At 68.1% G+C, this 19,223-nt stretch carries 19 protein-coding genes; 12 read left to right on the plus strand and 7 right to left on the minus strand.

All coding sequences use genetic code 11. The annotated features are described in order from the left end of the window. Positions 1 to 65 precede the first annotated feature (65 nt). The 4 genes from RAB71_RS18135 to RAB71_RS18150 all read left to right on the plus strand — a co-directional run bounded on the left by RAB71_RS18135 (position 66) and on the right by RAB71_RS18150 (position 3,511). Positions 66 to 932: an SDR family oxidoreductase gene (locus RAB71_RS18135; protein ID WP_010343633.1), complete on the plus strand. Its 867-nt coding sequence runs from the start codon at positions 66 to 68 to the stop codon at positions 930 to 932. Positions 933 to 1,384: 452 nt separating this feature from the next. Next, positions 1,385 to 1,897: a ferritin-like domain-containing protein gene (locus RAB71_RS18140; protein WP_010340753.1), complete on the plus strand. Its 513-nt coding sequence runs from the start codon at positions 1,385 to 1,387 to the stop codon at positions 1,895 to 1,897. A 76-nt stretch (positions 1,898 to 1,973) separates the two neighbouring features. Continuing rightward, entirely contained in the window at positions 1,974 to 2,480 is a 507-nt protein-coding gene (locus tag RAB71_RS18145) for a ferritin-like domain-containing protein (protein ID WP_010340752.1), read from the plus strand. A gap of 128 nt (positions 2,481 to 2,608) precedes the next feature. Then, positions 2,609 to 3,511 carry a manganese catalase family protein gene (locus tag RAB71_RS18150; RefSeq protein WP_010340751.1) on the plus strand — a complete coding sequence of 301 codons (903 nt, stop codon included), beginning with the start codon at positions 2,609 to 2,611 and terminating at the stop codon, positions 3,509 to 3,511. 95 nt (positions 3,512 to 3,606) lie between these two features. Here RAB71_RS18150 and RAB71_RS18155 read toward each other — a convergent pair whose 3' ends face one another. From RAB71_RS18155 to RAB71_RS18170, 4 genes are all read right to left on the minus strand, one after another. Then, entirely contained in the window at positions 3,607 to 4,248 is a 642-nt protein-coding gene (locus tag RAB71_RS18155; RefSeq protein WP_010340750.1) for a DUF6766 family protein, read from the minus strand. A gap of 353 nt (positions 4,249 to 4,601) precedes the next feature. Further along, positions 4,602 to 6,884, minus strand: coding sequence for a methyl-accepting chemotaxis protein (locus RAB71_RS18160; RefSeq protein WP_010340749.1), 2,283 nt, complete (start codon positions 6,882 to 6,884; stop codon positions 4,602 to 4,604). A 120-nt stretch (positions 6,885 to 7,004) separates the two neighbouring features. Next, entirely contained in the window at positions 7,005 to 7,808 is an 804-nt protein-coding gene (locus tag RAB71_RS18165) for a YiiX/YebB-like N1pC/P60 family cysteine hydrolase (protein ID WP_010340748.1), read from the minus strand. A gap of 105 nt (positions 7,809 to 7,913) precedes the next feature. Next, complete coding sequence (locus tag RAB71_RS18170; protein ID WP_040900837.1) at positions 7,914 to 8,384, minus strand: hypothetical protein; 471 nt, start codon at positions 8,382 to 8,384, stop codon at positions 7,914 to 7,916. Between the two features lie 401 nt (positions 8,385 to 8,785). Here RAB71_RS18170 and RAB71_RS18175 point away from each other — a divergent pair, with 401 nt between their 5' ends. The 6 genes from RAB71_RS18175 (at position 8,786) to RAB71_RS18200 (ending at position 15,535) form a co-directional block, all read left to right on the plus strand. Further along, positions 8,786 to 9,640, plus strand: coding sequence for an IclR family transcriptional regulator (locus RAB71_RS18175; protein ID WP_010340745.1), 855 nt, complete (start codon positions 8,786 to 8,788; stop codon positions 9,638 to 9,640). Positions 9,641 to 9,743: 103 nt separating this feature from the next. Beyond that, positions 9,744 to 11,150 carry an MFS transporter gene (locus RAB71_RS18180; protein ID WP_234006610.1) on the plus strand — a complete coding sequence of 469 codons (1,407 nt, stop codon included), beginning with the start codon at positions 9,744 to 9,746 and terminating at the stop codon, positions 11,148 to 11,150. Positions 11,151 to 11,259: 109 nt separating this feature from the next. Further along, positions 11,260 to 12,189, plus strand: a complete 930-nt coding sequence (locus RAB71_RS18185; protein WP_010340742.1) for a dihydrodipicolinate synthase family protein — start codon at positions 11,260 to 11,262, stop codon at positions 12,187 to 12,189. A 280-nt stretch (positions 12,190 to 12,469) separates the two neighbouring features. Further along, on the plus strand, positions 12,470 to 13,768 hold the full coding sequence (locus RAB71_RS18190; protein WP_081481890.1) for a carbohydrate porin: 1,299 nt from the start codon (positions 12,470 to 12,472) through the stop codon (positions 13,766 to 13,768). Between the two features lie 116 nt (positions 13,769 to 13,884). Continuing rightward, positions 13,885 to 14,874, plus strand: a complete 990-nt coding sequence (locus tag RAB71_RS18195; protein ID WP_010340740.1) for an MBL fold metallo-hydrolase — start codon at positions 13,885 to 13,887, stop codon at positions 14,872 to 14,874. A gap of 421 nt (positions 14,875 to 15,295) precedes the next feature. After that, complete coding sequence (locus tag RAB71_RS18200; RefSeq protein WP_010340739.1) at positions 15,296 to 15,535, plus strand: DUF1653 domain-containing protein; 240 nt, start codon at positions 15,296 to 15,298, stop codon at positions 15,533 to 15,535. Positions 15,536 to 15,578: 43 nt separating this feature from the next. Here the strand turns inward: RAB71_RS18200 and RAB71_RS18205 are convergent, their stop codons facing one another. Continuing rightward, complete coding sequence (locus tag RAB71_RS18205) at positions 15,579 to 15,734, minus strand: hypothetical protein (RefSeq protein WP_019796750.1); 156 nt, start codon at positions 15,732 to 15,734, stop codon at positions 15,579 to 15,581. Between the two features lie 421 nt (positions 15,735 to 16,155). Between RAB71_RS18205 and RAB71_RS18210 the strand changes: the two genes are divergently transcribed. Further along, on the plus strand, positions 16,156 to 16,749 hold the full coding sequence (locus RAB71_RS18210; protein WP_010340738.1) for a TetR/AcrR family transcriptional regulator: 594 nt from the start codon (positions 16,156 to 16,158) through the stop codon (positions 16,747 to 16,749). Between the two features lie 41 nt (positions 16,750 to 16,790). Beyond that, positions 16,791 to 17,402 (plus strand): cytochrome b, encoded by a 612-nt coding sequence (locus RAB71_RS18215; protein ID WP_010340737.1) that lies wholly within the window; start codon positions 16,791 to 16,793, stop codon positions 17,400 to 17,402. Between the two features lie 10 nt (positions 17,403 to 17,412). Here the strand turns inward: RAB71_RS18215 and RAB71_RS18220 are convergent, their stop codons facing one another. Both RAB71_RS18220 and RAB71_RS18225 read right to left on the minus strand, forming a co-directional pair. Beyond that, entirely contained in the window at positions 17,413 to 18,492 is a 1,080-nt protein-coding gene (locus RAB71_RS18220; RefSeq protein WP_010340736.1) for an ATP-binding protein, read from the minus strand. Further along, positions 18,489 to 19,220 (minus strand): response regulator, encoded by a 732-nt coding sequence (locus RAB71_RS18225; protein WP_050946527.1) that lies wholly within the window; start codon positions 19,218 to 19,220, stop codon positions 18,489 to 18,491. Before RAB71_RS18225 ends, RAB71_RS18220 begins: the two co-directional genes overlap by 4 nt. Between the last annotated feature and the right edge of the window lie 3 nt (positions 19,221 to 19,223).

Consider the following 19,223-nt stretch of genomic DNA (forward strand, 5'->3'; position numbering starts at 1 on the left):
CCTTGGCCCCGGCTTTACCGATGCCCGCCCACCCTCGTTGGACACTCCCCCAACGAGGTACGCACATGGCCGTTCCCAATTACCCTTCGCCGCCTTTCAAGGCCCAGCAGCAATCCTTTCCCGGCAAGACCCAGGCCATGGATCCGAAACCGGATCACGGCGAAGACAGCTACGTCGGCCATGGCCTGCTGCAGGGCAAGCGCACCCTGATCACCGGCGGCGACAGCGGCATCGGCGCGGCGGTGGCGATCGCCTATGCGCGCGAAGGTGCCGACGTCGCCATCGCCTATCTGCCCGACGAGCAGGACGATGCCGAGCGCATCGCCAAGCTGGTCGAGGACGCAGGCGTGCGCGTGCTGCTGCATCCGTGCGACATCAGCGACCGCGCACAGGCCGAAACCTTGATCAAGACCGTGGCCGAGGCCTTCGGCGGCATCGACGTGCTGGTCAACAACGCCGCCTACCAGCGCTACTTCCACAGTTTCGACGAGATCACCCTCGACGAGTGGGAGAAGACCTTCGCCACCAACGTGCACGCACCGTTCCACCTGGTGCGGCTGGCACTGCCGCACATGCCCGAGGGCGGATCGATCATCAACACCGCCTCGGTCAATTCGAAGAAGCCCACACCCAACATCCTGCCGTACTCGGCCACCAAGGGTGCGCTGGCCAACCTGACCATCGGCCTGGCCGGCCTGCTCGCCGAGAAGAAGATCCGCGTCAACGCGGTGCTGCCGGGCCCCATCTGGACCCCATTCATTCCGACCGGCATGGACGAGGAGTCGGTGCGCACGTTCGGCGAGCAGACCCCGTTCGGCCGTCCTGGTCAGCCGGCGGAACTGGCTTCGGCGTATGTACTGTTGGCCGCGGATACCTCGAGCTATACCTCGGGCACGTTGCTGACGATTTCGGGCGGAGCGGTGACGTTGTAGGGCCGGGAATCGGGAGTGGGGAATTGGGAATGGGAAGAGCGCTGCGGGCTGGCGGTGCTGCAGGAGCGGCTCTGGCCGCGAGATGCTTTCCCCTGATGTTGTCGCGGTGATCCTCACGCAAGTACACGCATCGCGCCTGCTGCTGTCTCGGTAGCAGGCCACAGTTCCAGCGCACTCCCCTCTGTAGGAGCGGCTTCAGCCGCGACAGGCATTGGGAAGCCTGTCGCGGCTGAAGCCGCTCCTACGAGAGCGCGAGCGCGAAAGACACGCAGCAGCCGCGCATCACGCGTATCGCCAACGTGTACAGCTCCTCACGCCGCATCTCGCATGGCATTCACTCTGCGCTGCAACTGCTCTAACGGCGGCGGGTTTAGGTTGATCGCACAGGGGAAAAACACACGGACGCGCGATGCGATCCATGTACGTCGCGCACACCATCTGGAGCGATATCCATGACCCGAAGCAACACCGAACGCTTGTTGAAGTGGCTGCAGGACGCCTATGCGATGGAGCAGGAGGCCAACACCATGCTCACCGCCACCGCCGGCCGCCTGGAGCACTACCCGCAGCTGAAGGCGCGCATCGAGCAGCATGTCAACGAAACCCGCGATCAGTCCGACAAGGTCAAGCGTTGCATCGAGATCCTCGGTGGCTCGATCCCCACGATCAAGGGCACGGTCGCCAGTGTGATGGCGTCGGTGCACGCCGCCGGCAACTCGATGATGAGCGATGAAGTGGCCAAGAGCCTGGGTGTGAGCTATGCCTTCGAGCACATGGAGATCGCCAGCTACCGTGCGCTGGTCATCGCCGCCAAGGAAGCCGGGCAGACCGAGATCGCCGACATCTGCGCCGCCATCCTCGACCAGGAAATCGCCATGGCCGAATGGCTGATCGAACACCAGGAAGCCACGATCCTGGCGTTCCTGAAGCGCGAGCGCACCGAAGGCGAAACCGCCAAGCACTGAGCGCCGTCGTACACGACAGACGCGCGCGCATTCCCCCACAGCAGCACCACCATCCATCACCGACCGGAGACTCCCAATGGCCGTCAAGACCATCGACGAATTGTTCATCCACGAGCTGTCGGACATCTACAGCGCCGAGAAGCAGCTGACCAAGGCACTGCCGCGCCTGGCGCGCGCCGCCACCAATCCGGCGCTGCGTGCAGCGTTCGAGGCGCATCTGGAAGAAACCCAGGGCCAGATCGAGCGCATCGACCAGATTGTCGAAAAAGGCAATCTGCGCCTGAAGCGGATCAAGTGCGCCGCCATGGAAGGCCTGGTGGAAGAAGGCAAGGAAGTGATCGACTCGATCGAGGCTGGCCCGGTGCGCGATGCCGCGCTGATCGGCGGCGCGCAGAAGGTCGAGCATTACGAGATCGCGTCCTACGGCACGCTCGCCGCCATGGCCAAGCAACTGGGCATGGACGATGCGCTGACCCTGCTGCTGGAAACGCTCAACGAAGAGAAGTCCACCGACGAGAAGCTGACCCTGCTCGCCGAACAGGGCGGAAACGAAGAAGCAGCGCGCAAGCGCAAGGCGGCCTGACCGCCCCAGCCGCGGTCCGCTGAGGCAAAGGCGGGCCGCGGCGTCCCAGACGCCTATCCCCCACGCGCGGCCACCGGCCGCGCCACTGCGTCGTCGCGACGTTCGGGCGGCACTCCAGGAGAGTTTTCATGTTCATGCACAACAAGCGGCTGATGTACACGGTGCGCGTGGCGCAGCCCGACCCGGCGCTGGCCTCGCTGATGCTGGAGCAATTCGGCGGCCCGCAGGGCGAACTGGCTGCGGCCATGCGCTATTTCACCCAGGCCATCGGCGAGGTCGACCCCGGCCGCAAGGATCTGCTGTACGACATCGCCACCGAAGAACTGAGCCACCTGGAAATCATCGGCTCGATCATCGCCATGCTCAACCAGGGTCCGAAGGCGGTGCTGTCCGAAGGCATGGCCGAAGCCGAGGACATGCGCAACCTCACCCGCAATAACAACACCAGCCAGACTCAGCAGATCCTCTATGGCGGCGGTCCGGCCCTGGTCAATTCCAGCGGCGTGCCGTGGAGCGCGGCCTATGTGGACAGCATCGGCGAACCCACCGCCGACCTGCGTTCCAACATCGCCGCCGAAGCCCGCGCCAAGATCGTGTACGAGCGGCTGATCAACGTGACCGACGATCCCGGCATCGTCGATGCGCTGACCTTCCTGATGACCCGCGAAGTGGCGCACCAGAAGTCCTTCGAGAAAGCGCTGTACTCGATCGAACCGAACTTCCCGCCGGGCAAGCTGCCGGGCGATCCGGCCTTCACCGACCGCTACTACGACATGTCGCAAGGCGATGGCGACATGCACGGTCCCTGGAACAGCGGCAGCCAGTGGGAATCCATTGCCGACCGCAATCGCCAGGTGGCCGTGGATGGCGGCAGCGGCATGCCCAGCGTGGGCCTGAGCGAACTGGAACAGAGCGCGCTGCAGGCGCTGGCGGCGCGTACGCTGTCGCAACCGGACAGCGACCCGACCACGGGCGCCGACCTGGGCGCCGGCCCCGGTGCCGGCTCGACCAAGGGCAGCGTGGCGCGCTGACGCACCATTGCAGGTCCCCTCACACGAACGCCGCGATACGCAAGCATCGCGGCGTTCGTGTGTCTGGGCCATGGGCTGCTTCGCGGCAGCCCCGTTCAGTCGCCGGTCTGCCGATGCGGCGCATGCACCGGCTTGGATTGCGGAGAGTCCTTTTGCCGCAACCAGATGGTCAGGACCACCAGCGCGAACACGGCCAGGAACTCGCTCTGCCAGTTCTGCATCGATTCGAACCAGAACTGCGCGCCGCTGACGTGTTCCCAGAAGGAGGGCGGCGGCCGATGCTGCATCGCCTGTTCGGCTACCTCGTGGCGCCAACTGCCCAGCGCATGCAGGACAAAACTGAGCAGGAACAGGGCACCGAAGGCCAGCGCCAGCGAGCGCTCGTACAGCGCCAGCCAGATGCCGCCAGCGCGCACCGGCCACGGCACCGGGCCGGGCGCGACGGCGTCGTCTTCCTCGGCAGGCGCCAGCGGCCGTGACTCGGCCGAGCCCCATTGGCGCAGCTTCACCGTCAGCACCACGTACATGCCCATCTGCAGGAACTCGCTCTCCCAGTTCTCGAACAGCGCGCCGATGAAATGCCCGCTGTGCAGGTACTCCCACATCGGCAAGGCCGCCAGCCCCTGCTGGCGCAGTTCCTCGTTGTAGGCCTGGTGGCCACTGAGCGCCTGGCCGGCCATGAACAGCAGGCTCAGCGCCAGCAATACGATCGACAGGCTATTGCGTTTCCAGAACATGCAATCGGCTCTCCTCCACGCGCCGCGATGCCGGCGCGCCGTCGCTGCGACCATAGGTAGCGACGGGCAAAGAGTGGATGAAGAAGCTAGCGGACGCGTCTCTACTGCCAGGCGGTGCCGTCACTTGTAGGAGCGGCTTCAGCCGCGACCAGGATTCCTGGGCACGCCCCGGTCGCGGCTGGAGCCGCTCCTACGACAATGTCATCGCGCGTTCGCCAGCACCCCGGAAAGCAATATGGGAGCGACGTCGGTCGCGACGAAGCCTTCCCTGGAAAGCCCGTCGCGACCGCAGCCGCTCCCGCAAAGACCAGACGAACACGGCGTGGCGGCGGATGCCACCACGCCGCACTGGCTCAGAACTCTTCCCACTCCGCGCTGTCCGCCGGCACGCCCTGGATCGGGCGTGGCTTGGTCGCCGGCTGCCGCACGGGGGCCACCGGCTTGGGCTTGGAGGCGGCAACGGCGGCACGCACCGGCGGCCTGGCCGGCTGCGGCTTCGTCACGCGGGCCGGTGCCGCGCTGATGGCGGCGCCGCCGGCGAGGCGGAACACCGCCACCGCGCGCGCCAGTTCCGCCGCCTGGTCTTCCATGCTCTTGGCCGCCGCGCTGGCTTCTTCCACGAGTGCCGCGTTCTGCTGGGTACCCTCGTCCAGCTGCATCACCGTCTTGCTGACCTGGTCGATGCCCGCGCTCTGCTCGGCGCTGGCCGCGGAAATCTCGGCCATGATGTCGGTGACCCGCTTCACCGAGGCGACCACCTCGGTCATGGTGGTGCCGGCGCGGTTGACCAGGGTCGAGCCCTGTTCCACTTCCTGGACCGAGTCGGAGATCAGGGTCTTGATCTCCTTGGCCGCGGCTGCCGAACGCTGCGCCAGCGAGCGCACTTCCGAGGCGACGACCGCGAAGCCGCGGCCCTGTTCGCCGGCGCGTGCCGCTTCCACCGCGGCGTTGAGCGCCAGGATGTTGGTCTGGAATGCGATGCCGTCGATCACGCCGATGATGTCGGCGATACGCGCCGACGCGGCGCTGATCGAGGCCATGGTCGCCACCACTTCCTCGACCGCGCGACCGCCGTTCTCGGCCACCTCGCCGGTGCTCAGCACCAGTTGGTTGGCCTGGCGAGCGCTGTCGGCGTTCTGCCTTACGGTGGAGGTCAGTTCCTCCATCGAGGCGGCGGTCTCTTCCAGGCTGGCCGCCTGCTGCTCGGTGCGCACCGACAGGTCGCTGTTGCCGCTGGCGATCTCGCTGGCGGCGGTGTTGATCGAGCCGACCGCGCGCTGGATGCCCTGCACGATGCCGGTCAGTTGCTCGGCGGTGCGGTTGGCGGCGTCGGCGAGGGTGCCGAACGCGCCTTCGTAGCGCACGTCCACACGCTGCGACAGGTCGCCATCGGCGATCGCGCCCATGATCCGGCCGACGTCGGCCAGGCCGCTGTCGGCCTGACGCATCAGCCGGTTCAGCGCCTCCACCATTTCCTTGAACGCGAACTCGTAGCGCGCCTCGTCGCCGCGGGCGCTGAAGTCGCCGCGCGCGGCCGCATCGGCCAGGCGCGCGATGTCGCCGTTGACCGCCGACAGGTTCGCCTTGACCACGTCCAGCGCCTCGTGCAGCGCCGCGCGCTGCCCAGGCAGCCGGCGCATGTCGCGGCGCAGGTCGCCGCGACCGTACTCGTCCATGATCGCCATCGCCTCGACGATGGCGTCCAGGTGTTCGAACAGCGCCGTGTTCATGCCGTGCGCCAGCGTGCCGTAGTCACCCGGGAAGTCTTCCGGCATGCGATGGCTGATGTCCTCGCCCTGCTGCAGCCGCACCAGGGTCTGCATCTCGCCGTTGAAGCGCTGCAGCTGCGTCTGCATCTGTTGCATGCTGGTCATCAACTGCCCGGTCTCGTCGCGCGACTCCACCTTGATCGGATTGTCGAAGCGGCCGGAGGCGATCGCCTCGGCGGTCCGCGTGGCACCGCGCAACGGCGCGACGATGGCGCCGGCGATCAGCCAGCACAGGCCCACCACCAGCGCCACCAGCGCCGCGCCGATCACGGTGAGGATCCTGGTGAAGCCCATCGCCTCGGCCTGGATGTCTTCGGCGTACACGCCCATCACCAGCACCCAGTTCCATTGCGGGTACAGCGCGGCGTAGCTGATCTTCGGCAGTTGCTCTTTCTTGCCGGGCTTGGGTGCGGTGTAGTAGCTGAAACCGTCGCCGCTGCGCACCGCGGTCTGGATATCGCGATAGACGTACTCGCCGGCGTCGCTCTTGTAGCCGCTCATGTCGGTGCCGACCGCGCGCTTGGGATGCATGACGATGCGCATCTGCGGATCGACGATGAAGAAGTAGTCCACGCCGCGGTTGGTCTTCATGTCGGCGAGCGCGCCCTTGGCCGCCGCCTGCGCCTGCGCCTCGGTCATCTCGCCACGCTTGGCCAGGTCGGCGTAGTGCTGCATCACGCTCAGGCCCATGTCGACCTGCGTCTTCACGGTCTGCTTGCGCGCATCGATCAGGTTGAGATATTGCAGACGCGCCGCCGCAACCGCCAGCAGCACCACACCGAGCGCGATCAACGTACACAGCACGACGAACTTGCGTGCCATGGGCAGGTTGGCGATATGGCGACGAACGAACTGGATGGGATTCATGGTGTCAGGAAAAACCCTAAAAACGGACTCTGGTATCGGCCCGCAGGCAAGTGAACTTGAACCGCAGCGGGTGGCGCAAGATGAACACGCACCACAGTTCTGCGCTGGAGACGCTCCCCGTCAGGCCATCGCCGCATCGAGCGGCGTCGCGGCCGCATGCGGTGTGGCGGCATACGGCTCCCACACCAGGCGATGGAAATCGAAACCGTGCTGCAAGCGCGGCTTGACCACGTTGAAGTATGGCGAGACGTCGAAATCGCGCGGCAGGGTGAGGCTGTGGTGGCGCGGATGCAGGACTTCCGCGTCCTCCGCGGCATCGGCGTCCGCCGGCGACGCACGGTCGATCTCCGGCAGGATCGGATAGCGGATTGCGCCGAAGGCCTGCGCGAGCAGCGTCGAACAGATCGCCCGGGTCGGCTCGCCGCTTCCCAGCTCCAGGAAGCGGCGCTTCACCGACGACGGCAGCGGCGGCGTGCGGATCAGGTAGCGCGCCAGGTCGAAGATGTTCTTCAGGTCGTAGCTGTTGCCGACCCGCGTGACCATGTACTCCACCACGGTCTCGATCTCCTGCGCGCTCAACCCGACCGGGCGGCAGATGCGCGTATGCAGGCCGGCGAACTCGCTCAGTCCCACCAGGCGCACGCCGACATTGATGTCGACATCGCAGAACAGCGGCGCTTCCTCGCCGGGAACCGCGGCCACGTGGTCGCCGATGTACAGCGCCGCATGCGACCAGGTGGACTGGCTCAGGTACTTGATGGCGGTGGAGAAGCGGCTGTTGCCCTCGACCAGCAGCACGTCGCCCTTGCGCAGCGTGGCGCGCAACAGCTGCGGCGGGCTGGTCGGCAGCTGCGAGCCGTGGCGGCGCGGCTTGGACAGGAACTTGGCCAGGTGGCGACCCAGCAGGCGTGGCAAGGACAGCATGCGCGTTCCCCCGAGCGGCGGCCGTTCCGACGAAACGGCTTCTCTATCCGCAATGGCGGCCATGCGTGGGATTTCTTGAATGGCGTGCCGGCGTCAGCGCACGGGTCACGGTTGCCGCAGGATCGACAGTTCCACGAACTGCGCGCTGCTGGAACGCAGGTAGACCGCATAGCGACCACGGCCCGGCGCCTGCACCAGGAAGCGGTCTCCTGGGGCCGGCTGGAGCTTGTCGACCGTGGCCGCACCCAACGGCGCGATGCGCAGCCGCACCTTGGCGTCGTCCTGTGCTGGCGTGAGGTTGGCAACGGTCAGCGCACCGTCGAAGAGCGTGCGACTCTCGCCTGGCAGCAGCGTCATGATCGCCGACGACGCGGCCGCCTCCGACTTGCAGGCCGCGGCCTTCGCCTCGGCCAACTGCCGCTGCAGCGGCTTGACCTCCACGTACTGCACGAAACCGTAGGTCGCGCCGATCACCACCAGCACCGCCGACACCTCGGCCGCGGTGTGCTTGAACGAGAGTCCTTGCCACCATGTCTGCGCCGGCGGGGGCGGCGTCTGTCGGGTCGTTCGAGCCATGCATCACGGTATCGGCGCGATCGTCTCGATGTCTGCCAGCAGGGCTGACATCGCCACGCACGGCCGCGTTCGTCTACCTGGCGATACAGACGCGACGCCACGTGCCTCGCGACAGGCGCCGCCCCAGGCATGGACATCGCGCGATGGCGCGGCATGGCCTCGCGCCTACGCAACTCCAGCAGGCGATGACTCGGCTTTCGCAGATTTCGAAACCACGCATCGTCGACACGCAGGGCGAACCGCCCACGCATGTTGCGCCGCAACTTGACGCATCGAGCACCCAGGCGGAATCTTGGCTTGAAATTACGAAATAATTTTCGCAATCCGAAATTCACTTGTCAAGCGACATCACCGGGCGGGTCGAGCAAGCTGGCGCTTCCCGGGTTCTCCAGGAACTGCAGATGATCAAGACGATTTCCCAGCGCGCGGCTAGCGCCGCGCCAGACGACGGCGACGAGGCCGGGGACAAGAAGCTGCGCAGCACGGTGCAGTCGCTGGCCAAGGGCTTTCGCGTGCTCGAGGCGTTCTCGTCCGAGCACGAGGAACTGTCGCTGAGCCAGATCGCGGCCCTGGCCCGGCTCGATCCCGGCACCACCTTCCGCATGCTCAACACCCTGGTCGAACTGGGCTACGTGCATCGCGTGCCGGAGAGCCGCCGCTTCCGCCTGACTCTGAAGGTGCTCGACCTCGGCTTCCATGCCATCGCCCGCCGCGACCTGCGCAGCGTGGTGCGGCCGCTGCTGCGCACCCTCGTCAGCGACGTCAACGAGGCGGCCAGCTTCGCGGTGCTGCAAGGCCCCGACGTGCTCTACATCGAACGCGTCCGTGCCGGCATCACCCGCCTCGGCGTGGACATCCGCATCGGCACCACGGTGCCCAGCACCCGCACCGCGATCGGCCTGGCGATGCTGGCGCACCTGGCGCCGGCGGAGGTGACGCGGGTGACCGGGGTCGACGTGGAGGGTCCGCAGACCCCGGAGATCGCCACGATGCGGCACACCTTCGACTGCATCCGCCGCGACCGCTACGTGATCCTGGAGTCGATGCTGACTGAAGGCCTGCGCGTGCTGGCGGTGCCGGTGCTGGATGCGGACGACTATCCGCTCGGCGCGATCAGCGTCGCCGCGCCGTCGGTGCGCACCAGCCACGCCGAACTGCTCGACACCGCCCTGCAGCCCACGTTGCTGGCCGCCAAGGACATCGCCTTCGCGATCCAGGCCAGCGGGAGCGTTGCCGTGACCGCGCCCAGCACCTGATCCGCCCGGGCGCCGCCCGGCTCTCCCTGTCCGTCTCGCCTCGTGGACGCTTCGGCGCCCGCGCCAGGCGCCCCTTGTCCTGCGAAAGGCAGCCACGATGCTCATGTCCACCCCTGCCCCTGCCACCACCGCCACGACCACCGCCCACGCGCCGTCCATCGCCGAGGCGCAGGCGGAGATCGGCGCACGCCTCGAACGCCTGCCGATCACCCGCAAGGTGTGGTGGGCGCGCAACATCGTCGGCGCCGCGACGTTCTTCGACGGCTACACGGTGATCGCCATCGCCTACGCGATGCCGGTGCTGACCAAGGAGTGGCAGCTGTCGCCGGCGCAGATCGGCGCGATCCTGTCGGCCGGCTACCTGGGCCAACTGCTGGGCTCGGTGTTCTTCGGCTGGCTGGCCGAGCGCATCGGCCGCCTGCACGTGCTGCTGTTCACCATCCTGCTGTTCGTGTCGATGGACGTGGCCTGCCTGTTCGCCGGCAGCGCCGCGGCGATGATCGCGTTCCGCTTCGTCCAGGGCATCGGCACCGGCGGCGAGGTGCCGGTGGCCAGCGCCTACATCAACGAACTGATCGGTTCGAAGAAGCGCGGCCGCTTCTTCCTGCTGTACGAGGTGATGTTCCTGCTCGGCCTGGTCGCCGCCGGCGGTATCGGCTACTTCCTGGTGCCGGCCTATGGCTGGAAGGCGATGTTCATGGTCGGGCTGATCCCGGCGGCGATCATGATCCCGCTGCGCTTCTTCATGTTCGAATCGCCGCGCTGGCTGGCCTCCAAGGGCCGCTACACCAAGGCCGACGCGATCGTGGCCGAACTCGAGCGCAGCGCCGAGCGCCAGCATGGCCCGTTGCCGGCGCCAGCGTTCGACCGCACTGCGCTGCCCAAGGCGCAGCGCTCGGACTGGCGCGAGCTGTTCGGCAGCGTCTATCGCAAGCGCACGCTGGTGATCTGGAGCCTGTGGTTCTGCTCCTACCTGGTGGCCAACGGCATCATCACCTGGCTGCCGACGCTGTACCGCACGCACTTCGGGCTGTCGCTGCAGCAGAGCATCGCCTATGGCTTCTTCACCTCGCTGGCCGGCGTCGCCGCCGCCGTGGCCTGCGCGCTGTCGATCGACAAGGTCGGACGCAAGCGCTGGTATGGGCTGGCGTTCGTGGCCGGCGGCATCCCGCTGCTGGCGCTGGCGGCACTCGGCGGCACCTCGGCGCCGCAGGTGCTGGTGTTCGCGGCGCTGGGCTATGCCGCGGTGCAGACCATCACCTTCTCGCTGTACCTGTATTCGGCCGAGCTCTACCCCACCCGCATCCGCGCCATCGGCACCGGACTGGGCAGCGCCTGGCTGCGCCTGGGCTCGGCCTGCGGACCGCTGCTGGTCGGCGCAGTGATCGCCGGGCTCGGCATCCGCTACGTGTTCGCCGCCTTCGCCGCCGTGCTGCTGGCCGGCGCCGTCGTGACCTGGCGCTTCGCCCTGGAAACCAAGGGCAAATCGCTGGAGCAGCTGTCTCCCTGAGCGCAGCGCCGGCACCGCCGCCGGCGCATCGCGCATCGCCTCCGTCCCACCCCCGTCGAACCCCGCGTTCGATTCCATCCCCCGTTGATCCGAAGAAGAGGAAATCCGCATGAGCACTCTCGACCTGAAAGGCCTTGTCCCCGCCCCGGTCACCCCGTTCACCCGCGACGGCGCCGTCGACTATCCCGCGATCAAGCGCATCGGCGCCTGGCTCGGCGGCATCGACGGGGTCAAGGGCCTGACCGTGCTTGGCCACGCCGGCGAAGGCACGTTCCTGGAACGCGACGAACAGGCCAAGGTGATCACCGCGTTCCGCGACGCGGTCGACGGCCGCATCCCGATCATCGCCGGCATCACCCTGGAAGGCACGCGCGTCGCCGCCGACGAAGCCAAGCGCGCGGTCGCCGCCGGCGCCTCCGCGGGACTGATCTATCCGTCGCACGGCTGGCTGCGCTTCGGCTATCAGAAGGGCGCGCCGCAGGACCGCTACAAGGCCATCCACGAGGCCAGCGGACTGCCGATGATCCTGTTCCAGTACCCGGACGCGACCAAGGCCACCTACGACCTGGAGACGCTGCTGGAGATCGCCGCGCTGCCCGGCGTGGTCGCGATGAAGAACGGCGTGCGCAACATGAAGCGCTGGGACACCGAGATCCCGGTGTTCCGCAAGGAGCGCCCGCACGTGCCGGTGCTGACCTGCCACGATGAGTATCTGCTGCACACCATGTTCGACGTGGATGGCGCATTGGTGGGCTACGGCTGCATCGCCCCGGAGCCGCTGCTGGAGATGATCGCCGCCGGCAAGGCCAAGGACTACGCCAAGGCGCGCGCACTGCACGACCGTTTGCTGCCGGTGACCAAGAGCGTCTATCACCGCGGCTCGCACATGGAAGGCTCGGTGGCGCTGAAGTGGGCGCTGGTCGCGCGCGGCCTGCTCGACCACGCCACGGTGCGTTCGCCGCTGCTGCCGCTGGCCGAGGGCGCCGACAAGGAGATCGCCGCGGCGATGGCCGCCGCCGGCCTGGGCAAGGTGGGCTGACCCGCACGGGTTGCCTCCAGCTCGATGGGCCGCGCAGTTGCGCGGCCCATGGCTGCGGCGATGGCGTGCGCCTCGGCGCCGCGCAACGCGTTCCGGTCTGCCCTCGCGTTTCTTTGCCGGTCCCCCCACAGGTCTGCACACAGGCGTGCCCGTCGCTGACGGACGCGACGCCGTGCTGCGGCTCCACGACCGGAAGGTGTCTTCCCTTCGCGCACTGCCGCGTCGCCGCGCACCCACCGCGCCGTCCGGCGAGTGCTTCGTCTTGTCCGTGGAGCGTCCCATGTCCCGTTCTCTTTCCTGCGTCTCGTTGCTGGCGGCTGCCGCCGCCCTGCCGGCCACCGCCATTGCCGCCGACACCGCGCAATGGCTCGACGACCACGGCATCGCCCCGCGCCTGGTCTGGTCCAACGACTACGCGCGCAACGTCGACGGCGGCCTGTCGCGCGGCGACCGCAATGCCGGCGGCGTGGTTGCCGGTGCCGACCTGGATCTGCAGCGCCTATTCGGCATTCCCGGTGCCACGCTGCACGCCACCGGCGCCTGGTACTACGGCGACAGCCTGTCGCAGCGGCAGATCGGCAACGGCGTCAAGGTGCAGGGCTACTGGTATCCGCAGCAGCAGGCGCAACTGGCACAACTGACCTGGGAACAGACCTTCGCCGACGGGCGCTGGCAACTGGTCGCCGGGCGCATGAACACCACCTGGCAATTCGCGCGCAGCCGCTACGGCTGCCGCTTCGTCAGCGCTTCGGACTGCCCGTTCCAGCTGAGCCAGGCCGATGGCGGTTTCGTCGGTTTTCCCTACGTGAACTGGGGCGCGAAGCTGCGCTACAAGCCAGAGGCCACCTATGTCTCGGTGGGCGCATTCGAACTGAACCCGCAGCGCAAGAACAACCACGGCCTGGACTGGAGCACCGCCGACAGCACCGGCGTGCTGGGCACGCTCGAGGTCGGCTACGAACCCGATCCCGCACTGGGCAAGGGCGCACCGCGCTACCTCGCCGGCCTCTGGTACAACTCGGCCGACTACAGCGACCTGCGCTACAACCAGGCCGGCGGCCTGCGCGGGCTGGTCGGCGGCCCTGCGCGCCTGTACGACGGTGGGCGCTGGGGCGCGTACGCGCTCGGCGAACGCGCGCTGTACCGGCCGCAGGGCATGGCAAGCAAGCGCATGCTGGTCGCCTTCGGTAACATCGCCGCACCGTTCGACAAGCACCAGGTGTACGACCTGCAGGTCACCGCCGGCCTGTACTACAGCGGCCCGTTCGCGGCGCGGCCCGGCGACGGCATCGGCGCGATCGCGCACTACTACCGCTTCAGTGCGGACCAGCAGGGCTACATGAACGACGTGCTGCGCAAGCGCGGCGCCGCCCCGGACATCGCGCGCAACGAACTCATGTTCGAACTCAACTACAGCTACCGCATCGCGCAGACGCCGCTGTTCCTGGTGCCGAACGTGCAGTACATCGTCCATCCCGACATCCTTGGCAATCCCGCGGCGCGCCGTGCGCCGGACGACGCGCTGGTGATCGGGTTGCGGGTGATGCTCAACATGGGTGGGCTGGGCACGCCGAAGTGAAGCCGCACGTGGCACCGGCCGGGACCATAGCGCGGCAGCCGAGGCAGGCGCGCACGCACGCTTACGCCGCTGACGGGTAACCTTCCCTCCCCTTGCGTCATCCGGATCGCGCCTCAATGGCCAACCCTTATTACCGTGGCCCCGTCAGCGACCATTTCGATGGCGTACGCTTCTTCAACCCCGGCCAGCCCACCATCGACAACGCGCTGAGCAAGGTCCTGCGCTGGAAGGCCGCCATGGGCGCGGTGCGCTGGCCCGCGCAGGTCGCGGTGACACTCGCCGTGCCTGCGCCGCGGCACGACGGTCTGCGCATCACCATGGTCGGCCACGCCACGCTGCTGATCCAGGCCGGCGGCCTCAACCTGCTCACCGACCCGGTGTGGTCACAGCGAGCCAGCCCTTCGCAGATCGCCGGCCCCAAGCGGGTGACGGAGCCGGGCATCCGTTTCGCGGATCTGCCACCCATCGACGCGGTGCTGCTGAGCCACAACCACTACGACCACTTCGACCTGGCGACCTTGCGCAAGCTGCACGATGCGCACCAGCCGCTGTTCGTGATGCCGCTGGGCAACGACGTCCTGCTGCGCAAGCGCGTGCCCGATGCGCGCATCGCCACCGGCGACTGGCACGACCGGCTGCCGATCGGCGGGGGCGCGACGGCGACGCTGACCCGCGCCAACCATTGGTCCAGCCGCGGCATCGCCGACCGCAGGATGGCGCTGTGGTCCGGCTTCTTCATCGAGACGGCGCGGGGATCGGTGTGGTTCGCGGGAGACACCGGCTATGGCGATGGCGCCATTTTCCGCGAGATCCGCGACCGTCACGGCGCACCCGACGTGGCGCTGATCCCGATCGGCGCCTACGCGCCGCGCTGGTTCATGGCGCCGCAGCACATCGATCCCACCGAAGCGGTGCGGATCTTCCGCGACACCGGCGCGCGGCGCGCGCTCGGCATTCATTGGGGCACCTTCCAGCTCACCGACGAGGGCCGTGATGAGCCGCGCGAAGCGCTGGCCGCCGCACTGCACTTGGCAGGCATCGCCGCAGCGGATTTCGTCGCGGCCGAGCCCGGGCAGGCGTTCGACTTCGCCGATTTGGCGCCATAACCTTTGCGCGCGCTCGATCAACCTGCACACGGCGTACAGCGGCGGACATCGTCCACCCGACATCCTTGGCAATGACATCGCGGGCCGGGCGCACAACGACGCGCCGATCATCTGCTTGCAGGTGATGCGAAACATGGGCGCTGCGCACGCGCCGACGTGCAGCGTACTGGCGACGATGGACGGGGTCTCCCGAGCGCCGGTTGTCTGATTGTCTGGGAGCCACCCTGTAGGAGCGGCTTCAGCCGCGACGGGCATGATCGGGAACGCCCGTCGCGGCTGAAGCCGCTCCTACGAGAGATGCTTTCCGTGGGCCAGACGAAGCGGCGAACCGTCGCGGTCCGCGCAATTCGCCCTCGCGACGCCGAGAGCGCGCAGACGTAGCCAGCTACACTCGCGCTCCCCCGCCCAACAGAACTCCGTCATGCGCGACCTCAGCCCGCTGCCTTCCATTGCCCTGGGCCGCTACCGCCACTTCAAGGGCGGCAAATACGAGGTGCTGGGCGTGGTCCGCAGCAGCGAGACGCTGGAACCGCTGGTGCTGTACCGGCCGCTGTACGGCGAAGGCGAGTTGTGGGTGCGGCCGTATCAGATGTTTATTGGGCAGGTGGAAGTGGACGGCGTGCACCGCCCGCGCTTCGCACCGATCGACATGGATGCCTGACCGGAATGCAGGCGGTGACCGCCGCCACGCCTGCCACGACGCGCTAACGCTTGGATGCGCTGTCCACGTCGCTCTTGGTGGCGGCGTGATCCTGCGCCGGACGGTTGCGGTTCTTCTTGGCGCGGGTTACCAGATACAGCATCGCGGCGATGAGCAGGACGAACAGTCCGGCGACCCAGGGCATCAGCGTGGTGTCCATTCGACACTCCAATTCGGTTGCGCAGTGGTCACCAGACCACAGACGCAGTGAAGGCCTTGGGTAGTGCGTGAGCGACGTCCACTCCCCGCGCATCGCGTGAGAACGACAACTGGATGCGCCGGTCGATCCTGACCGATCCGATCGGCGCCCTTTACTGCAGCCTTCGCGGCACCGCCGACAGCACCCATTGCACCCCATCGCACTCACACGCCACGGCGTCTGCGCTGTAACGGCTGGATGCCTCTCGGCGGCGTTGGCGGCGAATAGGCAAAGCCACCCGCACCACACGCCTTGAAGGTGCAACAGGTGCCGGCGGCGAGCGTCCAGAGCGCCCGGCCATCCAGCGCAAACCCAACCAAACGCATTGACATACGCCGTGTACGCAAATAACGTACACCTCGTATGTGAATGAGATTCCCCGATGCACCAGCGCCGCAGCCGCCGCGAGATGATCGAGACCACCCGCGCCAGCCTGCTGGCCGCGGCCCGGCAGGCGTTCGCCACACACGGCTTCGCGCATACCTCGATGGACGTGTTGACCGCCGAGGCCGGCTTCACCCGCGGCGCGCTGTATCACCACTTCGGCAGCAAGGACGGCCTGCTCATCGCGGTCATCGAGCAGATCGAGGTCGAAGTCGGACTGCGCCTGCAGGCGGTGTCCGATGCCGCGCCGACGCCGTGGGACGGCTTCCGCCGCCGCTGCCGCACCTACCTGGAACTGGCGCTGGAACCGGAGATCCGCCGGATCATCCTGCAGGACGCGCGCGCCGTGTTCGGCGACGTGCCGCCTGCGGCGCAGTCGGTAGGTATCGCCGCGCTGCAGGACGCGCTGGACGCGTTGATCGCCGCCGGCACGGTGGTACCACTGCATGCCGGGGTGATGGCACGCATGCTCTACGGCGCGATCACCGAGGCGGCGTTCTGGATCGCCGAGCCTGACGCCGACCTGCACGCACGGCTGACCGACGCGCTCCACGCGCTGGACCGGCTGCTCGACAGCCTGCGTACCCGCTGAGCGCGCAACGCCCTACCTCGCCCCCGTACCGGACCACGCACATGCATTGGCGCAACACCGCACAGCGCTTCGGCGCCCTCGCCAAGCTGTTCCACTGGACCACCGCGGCCGCCTTCATCGGCGCATATGCGGTGGTGTACTACGTCATCTGGTTCATGGACGACAGCTCCGACGCCTCGCTGCCGGTGCTCAACATCCACTGGGTGCTGGGCCTGCTGGTGGGATTCCTGGTGCTGCCGCGGCTGCTGTGGCGCTGGCTGGACGTGCAGCCGGACGATCCGCCGGGTTGGGCGCTGGAACACCGGCTCGCGCACCTGGCGCACTGGGGCCTGTACGCGCTGCTGATCGTGATGCCGCTGACCGGCTATATCGGCACCGGCGCGCCGACCGATGTCGGCCTGTTCCGCATTCCCGGCTTCAACGAGACCGCGCTGTTCGCCTGGATCAGCCGCACCTGGCACCTCAGCTGGGAGGCGTTCGAAGCACCGATCGACGTAGTCCACCACTTCATCGGCAAATGGATCGCGTGGGTGGTGGTGCTGCTGCACGTGGCCGCCGCACTGTTCCATCACTGGGTACGGCGCGACGATGTACTGACCCGCATGTTGCCGGGGCGCGCGGCGCGCGTGCCGGGCGACGCGCCGTCCACTTGAAGCGACGCGCCTAGCGCGGCGCGGCCTCCGCCGACGCCAGCGGCCAGCGCACCTCGAACCGCGTCCCGCTGCCGGCCGGCAGACACAGCGCATCGCCGCCATGCGCCACGGCGATGGCCTTGACCACCGCCAGGCCCAGGCCGCTGCCGCCGCTCTTGCGCGAGCGCGAGGGATCGCCGCGGCGGAAGGCATCGAACACCCGCGCGGCGATCTCCGGCGCGACGCCGGGGCCGCTGTCTTCCACGAACAGCACGCACTGGCCCGCGTCGGCCTGCACGCCCACCCGCAGCGGGCCCGGCTCGGCATAGTGCTGCGCGTTCTCCAGCAAGGCCATCAGTGCCTGGCGGATGCGCACCGCATCGCACAGCACCGGCGTGCGCAGCGCCAGCGCTGGCTCCAGCACAAGCCCGCGCGCGGCCAGGCTGGCGTCGAACGCATGCAGTACCGCCGCCACTTCCTGGACCAGATCGGTCGGCGCCGGCTGCAACTCCAGGTGACCGCTGTCGGTGAGGCTCAGCACGCGCAGGTCCTCGATCAGCCGGTTCAGGCCTTCCACCTGCCGCAGCAGGCTCTCGAAGGCCGCCAAGTCCGGCGCGAACACGCCCTCGGCCAGGCCCTGCAGGCGCCCGCGCAGGATCGTCACCGGCGTGCGCAGTTCGTGGGCGACGGCGGCATTCCAGAACGCGCGTTCGCGGGTCATCGCCTGCAGGCGATCGGCCATGGCGTTGAAGTCGCGCACCAGCTGCGCGGTCTCGCCCAGCGCATGCGCATCCATGCTCGCGCGCGCGCTCAAATTGCCCTGGGCCACTTCGCGCAGGCTGTGCGCCACCGAATTCAACGGCGTGAGGATGCGCCGCGAGAGCCGCACCGCCACCGCCACCGCGATCGCCACGGCCAACGCCGCGGTGGCGCCGATCCACAGCATCTCCACGCGCGAGGGCACCCAGGTGTCGGAGATGCTGTCCGGCTTGTACGCCGCCGCCAGCGCATAGAACACGTAGGAGCCGACCACCGACAGCAGGATGATCCACAGCGCCAGCGCACCCAGCGACAGGATCACCTGGCGACGCAGGCCGGGGGCGCGACTCACGCGCCGGTTCCGAACCGGTAGCCGACGCCGCGCACACTGGCCGGCGTGCCCTGCACGCCCAGCGCCTCCAGCTTCTTGCGCAGCTTGCTGATGTGGCTGTCGATGGTGCGCTCTTGTGTGTCGCCTTCCGGCAGGCAGGCGTCGAGCAGTTCGGCGCGGCTGAACACCCGCTTCGGCGCGCGCATCAGCCGCACCAGCAGCTTGAACTCGGTGAGCGTGAGGTCCAGCGCGTGCCGCTGCTCGCCCACGCGCACGCTGGCTGCGTGCTGGTCGAGATCGACATGGAAGGCGCCCACGCGCAGGCTGCGCGCCTCCTCGGTGCCATTGCCGCGGATGCGCCGCAGCACCGCCTGCACCCGCGCCACCACCTCGGCCGGATTGAACGGCTTGACCACGTAGTCGTCGGCGCCCAGACGCAGGCCCATCAGCTTGTCGATGTCCTGGTCCAGCGCGGTGAGCATGATCACCGGGGTCTCGCCGCGGTGGCGCAGTTCGGCCAGCACCTTCCAGCCGTCCGCCGCCGGCAGTTGCACGTCGAGCAGGATCAGGTCCGGGTCCAGCGCCAGGTGCAGGTCCAGCGCGGCGCGGCCATCGGCGGCGTGGGCGCTGCGCAACCCGCTGCGCGCCAGGTAGGCGCTGAGGATCTCGGCGATCTCGCTCTCGTCTTCGGCGATCAGGACCAGCGGCGCGGACGCGGGCACGGCGGCGCCCGGAGAGGAAACGGACATGGT

This window comes from Xanthomonas sacchari (assembly GCF_040529065.1).
Classification (GTDB): domain Bacteria; phylum Pseudomonadota; class Gammaproteobacteria; order Xanthomonadales; family Xanthomonadaceae; genus Xanthomonas_A; species Xanthomonas_A sacchari.